This window comes from Streptomyces sp. NBC_01006, assembly GCF_045162725.1.
Taxonomy (GTDB): domain Bacteria; phylum Actinomycetota; class Actinomycetes; order Streptomycetales; family Streptomycetaceae; genus Streptomyces.
Window position 1 is genome coordinate 4377122 of record NZ_CP108700.1, and the last position, 13012, is coordinate 4390133.

General features: G+C 68.3%; 8 protein-coding genes, 1 tRNA gene and 2 pseudogenes. 7 read left to right on the top strand and 4 right to left on the bottom strand.

All coding sequences use genetic code 11. From position 1 onward, the window contains the following. Window positions 1-349 precede the first annotated feature (349 nt). Together OG509_RS20030 and OG509_RS20035 are read left to right on the top strand one after the other, a co-directional pair. Window positions 350-2275 (top strand): multicopper oxidase family protein, encoded by a 1926-nt coding sequence (locus OG509_RS20030; RefSeq protein ID WP_406183800.1) that lies wholly within the window; start codon window positions 350-352, stop codon window positions 2273-2275. 108 nt (window positions 2276-2383) lie between these two features. Continuing rightward, a pseudogene (locus tag OG509_RS20035) lies at window positions 2384-2594 on the top strand (site-specific integrase); the annotation flags it as partial. A 93-nt stretch (window positions 2595-2687) separates the two neighbouring features. Here the strand turns inward: OG509_RS20035 and OG509_RS20040 are convergent. Beyond that, window positions 2688-2758, bottom strand: a tRNA-Gly gene (locus OG509_RS20040). A 486-nt stretch (window positions 2759-3244) separates the two neighbouring features. Here OG509_RS20040 and dcd point away from each other — a divergent pair. Next, window positions 3245-3832: a dCTP deaminase gene (dcd, locus tag OG509_RS20045; RefSeq protein WP_030870952.1), complete on the top strand. Its 588-nt coding sequence runs from the start codon at window positions 3245-3247 to the stop codon at window positions 3830-3832. After that, window positions 3829-4329 (top strand): phosphoribosyltransferase, encoded by a 501-nt coding sequence (locus OG509_RS20050; RefSeq protein ID WP_030152914.1) that lies wholly within the window; start codon window positions 3829-3831, stop codon window positions 4327-4329. Before dcd ends, OG509_RS20050 begins: the two co-directional genes overlap by 4 nt. A 69-nt stretch (window positions 4330-4398) precedes the next feature. Here the strand turns inward: OG509_RS20050 and OG509_RS20055 are convergent, their stop codons facing one another. Further along, on the bottom strand, window positions 4399-5325 hold the full coding sequence (locus tag OG509_RS20055; RefSeq protein WP_406183802.1) for a Yip1 family protein: 927 nt from the start codon (window positions 5323-5325) through the stop codon (window positions 4399-4401). 268 nt (window positions 5326-5593) lie between these two features. On the opposite strand from OG509_RS20055, the gene OG509_RS20060 reads away from it, so the two are divergent. Further along, on the top strand, window positions 5594-6673 hold the full coding sequence (locus OG509_RS20060; RefSeq protein ID WP_406183803.1) for a hypothetical protein: 1080 nt from the start codon (window positions 5594-5596) through the stop codon (window positions 6671-6673). Between the two features lie 580 nt (window positions 6674-7253). On the opposite strand, the pseudogene OG509_RS20065 reads toward OG509_RS20060, so the two are convergent. Both OG509_RS20065 and OG509_RS20070 read right to left on the bottom strand, forming a co-directional pair. After that, window positions 7254-9497: pseudogene (locus tag OG509_RS20065) on the bottom strand ((Fe-S)-binding protein); the annotation flags it as partial. Window positions 9498-9607: 110 nt separating this feature from the next. Further along, window positions 9608-10219 (bottom strand): sugar transferase, encoded by a 612-nt coding sequence (locus OG509_RS20070; RefSeq protein ID WP_406183804.1) that lies wholly within the window; start codon window positions 10217-10219, stop codon window positions 9608-9610. A gap of 257 nt (window positions 10220-10476) precedes the next feature. Between OG509_RS20070 and dnaK the strand changes: the two genes are divergently transcribed. Together dnaK and grpE are read left to right on the top strand one after the other, a co-directional pair. Beyond that, entirely contained in the window at window positions 10477-12324 is a 1848-nt protein-coding gene (gene dnaK, locus OG509_RS20075; protein ID WP_385573893.1) for a molecular chaperone DnaK, read from the top strand. After that, on the top strand, window positions 12324-12989 hold the full coding sequence (gene grpE / locus OG509_RS20080; RefSeq protein ID WP_406183805.1) for a nucleotide exchange factor GrpE: 666 nt from the start codon (window positions 12324-12326) through the stop codon (window positions 12987-12989). The genes dnaK and grpE overlap by 1 nt, the downstream gene beginning before the upstream one ends. Window positions 12990-13012 lie beyond the last annotated feature (23 nt).

Below are 13012 nucleotides of genomic sequence, written 5' to 3' on the forward strand. Positions count from 1 at the left end.
GCCTGGCATGACCTCTTCGTCTTCGTCCCGAACGTGATCAGGAGCACGAACCTGTAGCCCGGGGGTTCATCACCGTTGGCTGTTCCGATTGCTGGACGAGCCATGTGCCGCCAACGGATTTTTGGCCGGCGCTCCGCCGATTGTCACCCGCACGCCGTTGGCTCCGACGGTTCGAGGACACGCCGGGCTTCATGCGATCGCTCACTGTGAGTAAACCATAACATTCGGTGACGAAACGATCGGCGCCCTCGGGCTGCGGAAAGCGGGAGAATTGATCGCGCGAAGAGAACTTCTCGTAGCCGGGGCCGTTGGTGGGGCGGCCCTGGTCCTTCCGGCACCCAGTGGGGCGGTGGCACTCCCGAACGGGACCGCGGTGGCCCCGGGGGCCGGGTCTGCCCGTACATTCCCAGTCCCCACCCTGGACCCCACCACCATCCCGAAATACGTCACCAACCTGGTGATCCCGCCGGTGATGCCGAAGGCTCGCCACCCGCAGCGGCACGGCATCGACACGTACGTCATCGGCGTCCGGCAGTTCAGCCAGCAGGTATTGCCGCCCACTCTGCCGCCCACCACCGTGTGGGGATACGGCTCGCTCGGGGACAAAACCACGTTCAACTACCCCTCGTTCACCATCGAGGCCAAGGCCGACCGGCCTGTCCGGGTCACCTGGGTGAACGATCTCGTCGACAGCCAGGGCGGATTCCTCCCGCACTTGCTGGCGGTCGATCCCACCCTGCACTGGGCGAATCCGCCGGGTGGCAAGACCGGGCGCGATTCCCGGCCGACGTTCACGTCGACGCCGGGTCCGTATACCGGACCCGTGCCGCTCGTCACTCACCTGCACGGTGGGCATTCCACCGAGGAGAGCGACGGCTACACCGAGGCGTGGTACTTGCCGCGCGCGAACAACATTCCCGCTGGATTCGCCACCGTGGGCTCGTTCTACAACGAGTTCCGGGAGAAGTTCGCCGAAGCGTACGACCTGAAGTGGGAGCCGGGTACCGCGACTTTCCAGTACGCCAACGACCAGCGGGCGTCGACCCTCTGGTTCCACGACCACACTCTGGGGATGACCCGGCTCAATGTCTACGCCGGCCCCGCCGGGTTCTACCTGCTGCGCGGCGGCGAGTGCGACCTGCCCGAGGGGGTTCTGCCCGGACCGGCGCCCGCCTTCGGTGATGCGCCGGGCACCCGGTACCACGAGATCCCCCTGGCCATCCAGGACCGGTCGTTCAACTCGGACGGCTCGCTGTTCTACCCCACGAGCCGGGAATTCTTCGACGGGTTCGCGGGTCCCTACGTCCCCACCACCGATGTACCTCCCATCTGGAACCCCGAATTCTTCGCCAACACGATGGTGGTCAACGGCCGGACATGGCCGAAGTTCGAGGTCGAACCGCGCCGCTACCGGCTGCGCTTCCTCAACGGATGCAATGCCCGGTTCCTGATCCTGAAGATCGCGGACAGTCCGACCGCCCGGCCGGCCCGGTCGGCCGTACCGTTCTGGCAGATCGGCAACGAAGGCGGATTCCTGCCCGAACCGGTGCAGCTGGAGCGGCTGCTGTTGGCCAACGCGGAGCGGGCCGACGTCATCGTCGACTTCACCGGTATCGCGGAAGGTACCGAGCTGTACCTCATCAACGAGGGCGCGGACGAACCCTTCGGCCGGGGCGAACCAGGCGTGGCCTTCCCCGTGGCGGATCCGGCCACCACCGGGCAGGTGATGAAATTCGTGGTCGGCCCGCTGGTGGGCGAAGACGCGAGCGTCCTGCCGGATCGGCTCCGGCTGCCCAGGATCAGGCCGCTCGGCTCGTCGAGCGTCACCCGACGGCTCTCCCTCAACGAGGTGAACTCCAGCAATCCCCTGGTTCCGCCGGACACGCCGGTCCAGGCCATGCTCGGGACGGTCGACTCCGCCGGCAATCCGGTGTTGCTCGGCTGGGCCGACCCGGTCACGGAGAACCCGAGGCTGAACGCGACCGAAACATGGGAGCTGCACAACTTCACTGTGGACGCCCACCCGATCCACATCCACGAGGTGGCGTTCGAGGTGGTTGACCGGCAACCGTTCAACGGCTCGCCCGTTCCGCCGGAGAGCTGGGAGCGTGGCTTCAAGGACACCGTGATCGCCTACCCGGGAGAAATCACCCGTGTGAAGGCCCGGTTCGACCACCCTGGCCGCTTCGTCTGGCACTGCCACATCGTCGAGCACGAGGACAACGAGATGATGCGGCCCTACCAAATCGGAGGCAGGCGCAAGAAGGACCACTGACAGGTCAGCGCCCGAGGTGTCTTCGGCAGCCCGCGACGGCCAAGGCGAGCATGGAGTGCGCGGGCCTCGTCGTGGGTGCCCGCGTCGACGGTCGGACGGCCTGCTCTTCGTGGGTTCTACGACCTTCGTCACACCGGGCACACCCCCTCCACCAGGTCCGGGGCGACGCTGAAGGACACGATGGTGCGGGCCGGCCGGTCCTCCGAGAAGGGCCGCGTTGATCTACCAACACTCTGATCACGAGCGGCAGAAGGAGGTGGCGGCCGGCCTTGACGGGATGGTGCAAGCGGCTCGGCAGAAGGCCGCCGAGCGCGCCTGACGGGGAGGATGTGGTGCGTAAGTGGTGCGCGCCTACCGGTCAGGCCTAGACAACGACGAAGGCCCAGGTCAGCGACCTGGGCCTTCGTTCAAGAGCGGATGACGGGAATCGAACCCGCGCTATAAGCTTGGGAAGCTCATGTTCTACCATTAAACTACATCCGCATAGCGTTCCAGTTGCCTGGATCGGTATCTTTGGACACTCTACCCCATGATCGACCCCCGGTGAATCTGCCGCGGGGTCGTCGTTGTTTGCGGGGTGCACCGAGGGTCGTGGGGGCGGGAGTTGGGGCGTAACGTACCCGTGCGCCGTGGTGCGGGAGCGGTGCTGGAGTGGCGGCTGGAGCAGGTCGCGATCATCCCCTAATGTGGCGATTCGTCGCAGTACGGCAGGTTGGGGAAAGGGACTCGATGGAGAACACCGTCGTCCGTTGTGCCGAAGGGCACGTTTTCAGTACCGCTTCGTTTCCGCTGCAGCACCTCGGTGCCGGCCGGATCGGGCCCGGGCGGCTGTTGCGGTGCCCGCGGTGTGCGCGGCTGAGGCATGCCGTGCCCGTCGGGGTGGCGGCCGTCAAGCGATAGACGGTCCGCGAGGCGCGCGGGGCCGCTCTCGATTGGGGGTGGTCCGCGCGCACTGCGTATCCTCGGGACGTGCTTCTCTCAGACAAAGACATCCGGGCCGAGATCGACAGCGGACGGGTTCGCATCGACCCGTTCGAGGAATCGATGGTGCAGCCCTCCAGCATCGATGTACGTCTCGACCGCTTTTTCCGGGTGTTCGAGAACCACCGCTACGCCCACATCGACCCCGCCGTCGAGCAGCCCGACCTGACCCGCATGGTCGAGCCGGAGGGTGACGAGGCCTTCATCCTCCACCCGGGTGAGTTCGTCCTCGCCTCGACGTACGAGGTCATCTCGCTGCCCGACGACATCGCCTCCAGACTGGAGGGGAAGTCCAGCCTGGGCCGCTTGGGGCTGGTGACGCATTCGACCGCCGGGTTCATCGACCCCGGGTTCTCGGGCCACGTCACGCTCGAGCTCTCGAACCTCGCCACCCTCCCCATCAAGCTGTGGCCCGGGATGAAGATCGGGCAGCTGTGCATGTTCCGGCTCAGCTCGCCCGCCGAGTTCCCGTACGGGAGCGAGCGGTACGGATCGCGGTACCAGGGCCAGCGCGGCCCGACGGCCTCGCGCTCCTTCCAGAACTTCCACCGCACCCAGGTGAGGCACGAGGCATGAGCGACGTCGTACGAGAGAACCTGAACTACGAGGGATTCGGGCGGGCGGTGCGCGAGCTCGCGCAGACCATCGCCGATGACGGCTACGAGCCCGACATCATCCTGAGCATCGCCCGGGGCGGGGTCTTCGTCGCCGGCGGTCTGGCGTACGCGCTCGACTGCAAGAACATCCACCTGGTGAACGTCGAGTTCTACACGGGTGTCGGGACCACGTTGGAGATGCCGGTCATGCTGGCGCCCGTGCCCGAGGCGATCGACTTCACCGACAAGAAGGTCCTCATCGCCGATGACGTGGCCGACACCGGCAAGACGCTGAAGCTCGTCCACGACTTCTGCCTGGGCCACGTCGCCGAGGTCCGCTCCGCCGTGATCTACGAGAAGTCCCACTCGCTCGTGAAGTGCGAGTACGTGTGGAAGAAGACCGACGAGTGGATCAACTTCCCGTGGTCGGTCGAGCCGCCCGTGGTGAAGCGTGAGGGTCAGGTTCTCGACGCCTGACATGACATGTGAGAAGGGCCCCGGCGCGTTGCGCCGGGGCCCTTTCTCGTGGGTCGTGGGTCCTGGGCTCTACAGCGTGCCCAGCTTGATGATCGACAGCAGTGCGACCAGCTGGATCGCGGAGGCGCCCAGCGCCTTCGGCCACGGCAGGTCGTGCGACTTGCTGACGAGCGACGTGAACAGGGCTCCGGCCGCCACCCACGTGGCCCAGCCCAGCGCCTGTACGAACATGTTGTCCCCGCCCAGGAACACGGCGAAGAGCAGGCGCGGAGCGTCCGTGATGGACATGACCAGCATCGACAGGCCCACGGTCGGCTGCCACGCGCCGTCGCCGCCCAGCTGGCGGGCCAGGGTGTGCGTGACCGCGCCCAGGATCAGGCCGCAGATGACGAAGGCCACGCCGGCGCTGAGGACGATCGGGACGGCGTTGGGGAGGGTGGCCTTCATGACGTCCTCGCGGGCGTCGTCGAGGCCGAAGACCGCGAGCAGGCCGTACAGGAAGGTCACGATCAGCGCCGGGCCCCAGACGGCGTAGTCGCGCATCTGCAGGAACGTCGGCCCCGGCCGCATCACGATGCCGCGGAGGAGTTCCTTCCACGGCAGCCGCGGGCCCGTCGGCGCGGCGGCCGCGGCGCCCGCGTGGTACGTCGCGCCCTGGCTGTACGGGTCCTCGCCGTACGCGAAGACCTGGGTGTGCCCCGGGTTGTCGTTCGCGTACGAGCCGCCGCCGGGGCCGCCCTGGCCGCCGGAGCCGTACGGGGGCTGCTGCCGGCCGTACGACTGGCCGTGCTGCTGCTCGTGCGGGTCGAAGTACTCGGGCTCGCCGTGGCCTCCGGCGGCGGGCTGCTGAGGCCACTGCTGCTGGGGAGGGTAGGGCTGCTGACCGTACGGTGCCTGCGGCGGTTGCTGCTGCTGCTGACCGTACGGCTGCTGCCGCGGGGGTTGTTGGGGAGCGCGGTTGTTGTCCCGGCCGCGTCCGATCCTGAATCCAGCCACGTGATCGAACGTACCTGGTCCCGCGGGTCGTGGTGGGCGGGCTGCCGGAATAGGGGCCCTTTGCGGCTGAGCTGTGACATCCCCTAGGGGATCCCGGATGGGTCGGTTTAGGTCGGTATTGGTGAGTTACCTGGTTGGTGGGGAGTCTGCGGGGGTTCGTTACGTCATCGACGGAATGCGTAGATATCGCGTCCGTAGCTTCGTATCTGTCGCCTCGACGAGACATGAGTCACGAACCACGAACCACGAGCACGAGAAGAGTCCCCACATGCGCAGCACCACCCGTCGCACCACCCTTCGTACCGCCGCCGTCTTCGCGGGCGCGGCTGCCGTACTGGCCCTCCCGGCCGGATCCGCGTTCGCGGACTCGCCGGCCGGAGCGGAGCAGGAGGTTCTGCCGGGGGTCGAGCAGCCGGTGGAAGGGAAGTCGGCGGAGGAGAAGTCGGCGGAGGAGAAGTCGGCGGAGGAGAAGGCGGCGGAGGAGAAGGCGGCGGAGGAGAAGGCGGGTGAGGGTACGTCTCGTGAGGACAAGTCCGTTACGGAGCCGGTCGTTGATCCGACCGCGCCGTCGGTCGAGCGGGCCTTCGTGACCACGGTCAAGCTGGCGGACGGCTCGATCGCCAAGGTCTACAAGATCGGCAACGGCCACTTCGAGGCCGAGATCTTCTCCGGGTCGACGAAGCTGGACACGCTGGTCAGCAAGGGCGGCAAGCCGGCGTACGGGCAGAACAACGGGCTGCACGTCGTCCTCCAGCCGAACGGGACCGTGACCTCGTGGGTGGAGGGCGAGCCGAAGCCGACGCCGACGCCGAAGCCGGTGGAGAAGCTGGTGGAGAAGCCGAAGCACGAGGTCAAGAAGGAGACCTCGGTCCGGATCACCATGCCGGACGGGCGGATCGCGAAGCTGATCGACGGCCCGAACGGCAAGCGCGTCGAGATCTCCATGCCGAACGGGAACCTGCTCGGGACGATCGACCTGAAGCACCCCAGCGCGCAGAACGACGGCTGGACGTACCGGGTCGTCCAGGACGGGAAGCGCGTGAAGTTCGTCGTCATCGACGGGAAGGGCGGCGGGAGCAGCTGGGTGTACGGGTTCGACGGGAAGCTGATCGAGAAGTACGTGGCCGAGCGGCCGAAGGCGGCTGCGAAGCCGGCTGCGAAGCCGACAGGGGATCGGGTGGTCCCGAAGGGCGGAGTGAAGGCCGGGGCGGAGGGGGTCGGGACCGGTGCCGGGGCTTCGACGGGTGACGCGCCGATGCTCGTTGCCGCCGGCGGGGGGATGGCTGCGGTGGGGGCGGCTGGGCTGGGCTTCGCTCTGCTGAAGCGGGGGCGGGCCGACCAGTCCTGACGGGGTGGGGTGGGGTGGCTGGGTGGGCCGCTGCGCGGGGCCTTTCCCCCACCCCGCCCCTTCCCGAAACCGGGGGCTGCGCCCCCGGACCCCCGAAACGCCGGTACGGCCGGCCCCCTGAGCAGGGGCCGGCCGTACCGGCGTTTCGTTGCGGGCTGCGGCCCCGCTAGGCCTTGGCCTCCGGCTTCGCCTCGGCCTCGGCAGGGGCCTTGGCTTCGGTCCCAGCGGCGGCGTCCGCCTCCGGCTCGGCCTCGGCCCCAGCGGTGGCGTCGGCCTCGGTGGCGGCTTCTGCTTCCGGCTCCGCCGGGGACTCGGCCGTCGCCTTGGCGTCCGCCTCGGTCTTGGCCGTAGCTTCGGCCTCGGCCGCAGCTTCTGTTCCTGCCGAAGCCTCTGCCTCTGCCTTCGCCTCGGCTCCCGCCTCTGCCTCGGCCTTCACGTCTGCTTCTGCTTTGGCCTTGGCTGCGGCTTCCGCCTCGGCCTTCGCCGCTGCTTCCGCCTTCGCCTTGGCTTCGGCTTCTGCCTTGGCCTTCGCCTCGGCCTCCGCCTTCGCCTTCGCCGCTGCCGCCTCCGCCTCGGCGGCCGCCGCTTCCGCCGCCAGTTCGGCTTCCGTCGGGGCCGGGGCCTTGACCGACTCCAGGAGGAGCTGGGCCACGTCCACGACCTGGACGGATTCCTTCGCCTGGCCGTCGTTCTTCTTGCCGTTCACCGAGTCCGTCAGCATGACCAGGCAGAACGGGCAGGCCGTCGAGACGATGTCCGGGTTCAGGGACAGCGCCTCGTCCACGCGCTCGTTGTTGATGCGCTTGCCGATGCGCTCTTCCATCCACATCCGCGCGCCACCGGCGCCACAGCAGAAGCCCCGCTCCTTGTGGCGGTGCATCTCCTGCTGGCGCAGCCCCGGTACGGCCGACATGATCTCGCGCGGCGGCGTGTAGACCTTGTTGTGCCGGCCCAGGTAGCACGGGTCGTGGTACGTGATCAGGCCGTCCACCGGGGTGACGGGCGTCAGCCGGCCCTCGTCGATCAGGTGCTGGAGCAGCTGCGTGTGGTGGATGACCTCGTACTCGCCGCCGAGCTGCGGGTACTCGTTCGCGATCGTGTTGAAGCAGTGCGGGCAGGTGGAGACGATGCGCTTCGCCGACTTCGGCTTGCGCGTCGACTCGTCCTCGTCGTCCTCGCCGAACGCCATGTTCAGCATGGCCACGTTCTCCTGGGCCAGCTGCTGGAACAGCGGCTCGTTGCCCAGGCGGCGCGGGGAGTCACCGGTGCACTTCTCGTCGCCGCCCATGATCGCGAACTTGACGCCCGCGATGTTCAGGAGCTCGGCGAAGGCCTTCGTGGTCTTCTTCGCCCGGTCCTCAAGGGCGCCCGCGCAGCCGACCCAGTACAGGTAGTCGTACTCCGAGAGGTCCTCGGCGTCCTTGCCGACGATCGGGACCTCGAAGTCGACCTCCTTGGTCCACTCCACGCGCTGCTTCTTGGCGAGGCCCCAGGGGTTGCCCTTCTTCTCCAGGTTCTTGAGCATCGTGCCCGCCTCCGACGGGAACGCGGACTCGATCATCACCTGGTAGCGGCGCATGTCGACGATGTGGTCGATGTGCTCGATGTCGACCGGGCACTGCTCGACACACGCACCGCAGGTCGTGCAGGACCAGAGGACGTCCGGGTCGATGACCCCGTTCTCCTCCGCCGTGCCGATCAGCGGGCGCTCCGCCTCCGCCAGCGCCGCCGCGGGAACGTCCGCCAGCTGCTCCGGCGTCGCCTTCTCCTCGCCCTCCATGGTCTTGCCGCCACCCGCGAGCAGGTACGGCGCCTTGGCGTGGGCGTGGTCGCGCAGCGACATGATCAGGAGCTTCGGGGACAGCGGCTTGCCCGTGTTCCACGCCGGGCACTGCGACTGGCAGCGGCCGCATTCCGTGCAGGTGGAGAAGTCGAGGATGCCCTTCCAGGAGAACTGCTCGACCTGGGAGACGCCGAAGACGTCGTCCTCGCCCGGCTCCTCGAAGTCGATCTCCTTGCCGCCGCTCGTCATCGGCTGCAGCGCGCCCAGCGCCGTGGAACCGTCCGCGTTCCGCTTGAACCAGATGTTCGGGAAGCCGAGGAAGCGGTGCCAGGCGACACCCATGTTGGTGTTGAGCGAGACCGTGATCATCCAGGTGAAGGACGTGACGATCTTGAGCGCCGCGAAGAAGTACGTCAGGTACTGGAGCGTGCTCAGGCTCAGCCCGTCGAACGCGGCGATCAGCGGGTACGAGGCGAAGAAGCCGGGCTCCCAGCCGTCGACGCCGTGCAGGGCGCCCTCCAGCCCGCGCAGCGTCATGATGCAGACGCCGACGATCAGGATGACTGCCTCGACGAAGTACGCCTGGCCCGTCTTGGAACCCGCGAAGCGGGACTTGCGGCCCGCCGCGCCCGGCCGGCTCAGCTGCCGGATCACGATCAGGGTCACGATGCCGAGGACGGTCATCAGGCCGAGGAACTCGGTGAAGATCTCGTACGGCAGCCAGTCGCCGATGATCGGGATCAGCCAGTCGGCCTGGAAGAGCTGGCCGAAGGCGTTGACGATCGTCAGCAGCAGCGAGAAGAAGCCCACCGCCACGAACCAGTGCGCGACGCCGACGATGCCCCAACGGTTCATGCGGGTGTGGCCGAGGAACTCCTTGACCAGGGTGATGGTGCGCTGCGTGGGATCGCCGGTGCGGGTGCCCGCGGGCACTGGCTGGCCGAGGCGCACGAAGCGGTAGATCTGCGCGATGGCGCGGCCGAACAGCGCGACGGCCACCACCGTGATGACCAGCGACACGATGATCGCGGCGAGTTGCATGGAAGGGCTCCTCGGGCGGCACTTACTAAGCGGTAACTTATGAAGTCAAGGCTTGAGGTTACCCATTCCCCGCGCCGCAATGTAGGTGGGCGAGCGGTGATCTGTGTCGCTCAGGCATGCCTGTGTCGGTAGGCCGCCCGAGGGGTCTGAGCCAGGATCGCGAGATCCATCCCCAGCCAATGGCTCTCCACATAGTGCCGGTCCAACAGCGCCATCTCTTCCCAGGGGAGGTCGGATCGCGCGCTGACCTGCCACAATCCGGTCATTCCGGGCCGTACGAGGAGCCGGTCGGCCCGGTCCGTACGCGACTCGGGGCGCGGCCCGACCAGCGACATCTCGCCGCGCAGCACGTTCAGCAGCTGCGGCACCCCGTCCAGGGCGCACCGCTTCAGGGTCGCCCCCAGCCGGCCCGCCGCGTCCGTGCGCAGCCGCCAGGTCAGGAACGGCCGCCCGGCCAGCCCGGCCGCCGGCTCCCGTACGAAGACCCGCCCGCCCTGGGTCGCGTACAGCAGGGCGGCGGTGACCAGCAGCGGCAGTGCGAACAGCCCGGCCAGCGCGGCGGCCCCGAGGAGGTCGACCACCCGCTTCGCCGACAGGTCCGGCATGCGCGGTGGGGTCGGCAGGCGCACGAGGGGGTCCGGGCGCACGATGGGGTCCGGGCTCGCGGGGCGCCGTCGTACGAGGTGCCGGATCGGGGGGAGGGTGAGCGGCGGCAGCGGCATGGGGGCACCCTGCATGTGCCTCCGGCGGTTTCGGCGGTGCCGCGCAGTGGGCCCGCCCCAGCATCGCCCGCTCGGCCCCCGGGAGGCCGTGGGCGGCCCTGGGAGGCCTCAGGAGGCCACGGCGAGGCCTCCCGGCGCCGCCGTGAGCGTAAGACCCGGATAAAAGTTGAGCCCCCTCCGCTCACCTCTGTTGACGACAGCTCGGAGATGCGGCATGGTTGAGTCTGTTCCACTCAAGTCAGCTGGAGGAAATCAAAATGGCACGTGCGGTCGGCATCGACCTGGGCACCACTAACTCCGTCGTCAGCGTTCTCGAAGGCGGCGAGCCCACCGTCATCACCAACGCCGAGGGCGCCAGGACCACGCCGTCCGTCGTCGCCTTCGCCAAGAACGGCGAGGTCCTCGTCGGCGAGGTCGCCAAGCGCCAGGCGGTCACGAACGTGGACCGCACCATCCGCTCCGTCAAGCGCCACATGGGCACTGACTGGAAGATCAACCTGGATGGCAAGGACTTCAACCCGCAGCAGATGAGCGCCTTCATCCTGCAGAAGCTGAAGCGTGACGCCGAGGCCTACCTGGGCGAGAAGGTCACGGACGCGGTCATCACCGTCCCGGCCTACTTCAACGACTCCGAGCGCCAGGCGACGAAGGAGGCCGGTGAGATCGCGGGCCTGAACGTCCTGCGCATCGTCAACGAGCCGACCGCCGCCGCCCTGGCCTACGGCCTGGACAAGGACGACCAGACCATCCTCGTCTTCGACCTCGGTGGCGGCACCTTCGACGTGTCGCTCCTGGAGATCGGCGACGGCGTCGTCGAGGTCAAGGCCACCAACGGTGACAACCACCTCGGTGGTGACGACTGGGACCAGCGCGTCGTCGACTACCTGGTGAAGCAGTTCGCCAACGGTCACGGCGTGGACCTCTCCAAGGACAAGATGGCGCTCCAGCGTCTGCGCGAGGCCGCCGAGAAGGCGAAGATCGAGCTGTCCTCCTCCACGGAGACCACGATCAACCTGCCCTACATCACGGCTTCCGCCGAGGGCCCGCTGCACCTGGACGAGAAGCTCACGCGCGCCCAGTTCCAGCAGCTGACCGCGGACCTGCTGGACCGCTGCAAGACCCCGTTCCACAACGTCATCAAGGACGCCGGCATCCAGCTGTCCGAGATCGACCACGTGGTCCTGGTCGGCGGCTCCACCCGCATGCCGGCCGTCGCCGAGCTCGTCAAGGAGCTGACCGGCGGTCAGGACGCCAACAAGGGCGTCAACCCGGACGAGGTCGTCGCCATCGGCGCCACCCTCCAGGCCGGTGTCCTCAAGGGTGAGGTCAAGGACGTCCTGCTCCTCGACGTGACCCCGCTGTCCCTCGGCATCGAGACCAAGGGCGGCATCATGACCAAGCTCATCGAGCGCAACACCACGATCCCGACCAAGCGGTCCGAGATCTTCACGACGGCCGAGGACAACCAGCCGTCCGTGCAGATCCAGGTCTACCAGGGTGAGCGCGAGATCGCGGCGTACAACAAGAAGCTCGGCATGTTCGAGCTGACCGGCCTGCCGCCGGCCCCGCGTGGCGTCCCGCAGATCGAGGTCTCCTTCGACATCGACGCGAACGGCATCATGCACGTCACGGCCAAGGACCTTGGCACGGGCAAGGAGCAGAAGATGACCGTCACCGGCGGCTCCTCGCTCGGCAAGGACGAGGTCGACCGCATGCGCCAGGAGGCGGAGCAGTACGCGGACGAGGACCTGCGCCGCAAGGAGGCGGCCGAGTCCCGCAACCAGGGCGAGCAGCTCGTCTACCAGACGGAGAAGTTCGTCAAGGACAACGAGGACAAGGTCCCGGCCGAGGTCAGGACCGAGGTCGAGGCGGCCGTCGCCGAGCTGAAGGAAAAGCTCAAGGGCGAGGACACCGCCGAGATCCGCACCGCGACCGAGAAGCTCGCCGCGGTCAGCCAGAAGCTCGGCCAGGCCATCTACGCCGACGCGCAGGCCGCCCAGGGCGCAGCCGGTGCCGCGGGTGACGCGGGTCAGGCCAAGCCGGAAGACGACGTCGTCGACGCCGAGATCGTGGACGAGGACAAGCCGAAGGGCGGCGCTGCCTGATGTCGGAGGAGACCCCGGGCTTCGAGGAGAAGCCCGAAGTCCCCGCCGACGGCACGCCTGACGACGCCGCCGAGCCGAATGCCGCAGCTTCCTCCAAGGAGGAGGCCGCGGCCCCGGCCGGGGACTCCGCAGCAGCACAGGATGTCGCTCTGCTTGCGCAGCTGGACCAGGCCCGCACCGCGCTCGGCGAGCGCACCGCGGACCTCCAGCGGCTCCAGGCGGAGTACCAGAACTACCGCCGCCGGGTCGAGCGGGACCGGATCGCCGTCAAGGAGATCGCGGTCGCGTCCCTCCTGACGGAGCTGCTCCCGACCCTGGACGACATCGGCCGGGCGCGGGACCATGGCGAGCTGGTCGGCGGCTTCAAGTCGGTGGCCGAATCGCTGGAGACCGCCGCGGCCAAGATGGGGCTGCAGCAGTTCGGCAAGGAGGGCGAGCCCTTCGACCCGACGATCCACGAGGCCCTGATGCACTCGTACGCGCCGGACGTCACCGAGACGACCTGCGTCGCGATCCTGCAGCCGGGGTACCGGATCGGCGAGCGTACGATCCGCCCCGCGCGGGTCGCGGTGGCCGAGCCCCAGCCGGGCGCGGCCCCCAAGTCCGAGTCGGCCGAGGCCGACGCGCCGTCGGACAAGGACACGGATGCCCCCGACAAGGGCTGATGTTGAACCAGTAGCGGTACGAG